This is a genomic window from Paenibacillus sp. ATY16 (genome assembly GCF_003399985.2).
Taxonomy (GTDB): domain Bacteria; phylum Bacillota; class Bacilli; order Paenibacillales; family Paenibacillaceae; genus Pristimantibacillus; species Pristimantibacillus glycanilyticus.
The window spans coordinates 1-281 of record NZ_NMOK02000029.1; the positions used below are offsets into that span (position 1 = coordinate 1).

2 tRNA genes are annotated in these 281 nt (G+C 50.5%); both read right to left on the reverse strand.

Going from position 1 to position 281, the window contains the following annotated elements:
• Positions 1-36 precede the first annotated feature (36 nt).
• A tRNA-Ala gene (locus CFI03_RS18015) sits at positions 37-112 on the reverse strand.
• 27 nt (positions 113-139) lie between these two features.
• Positions 140-216 (reverse strand) — tRNA-Ile (locus CFI03_RS18020).
• Positions 217-281: the final 65 nt, after the last annotated feature.

The following is a 281-nucleotide window of genomic DNA, read 5'->3' on the forward strand; positions in this document are numbered from 1 at the left end:
TCGCTATCCAGTTTTCAAAGAACAAGTTTAAATTATTGGTGGAGCCAAGGAGGATCGAACTCCTGACCTCCTGCTTGCAAGGCAGGCGCTCTCCCAGCTGAGCTATGGCCCCATAAAGGGAATGATAATATCTGAGATATGGTGGGCCTTAGTGGACTCGAACCACCGACCTCACCCTTATCAGGGGTGCGCTCTAACCAGCTGAGCTAAAGGCCCTCGATATTATTCAATTCTAATAGGTTGTTACACCCGCTTGGCGACGTCCTACTCTCCCAGGACCC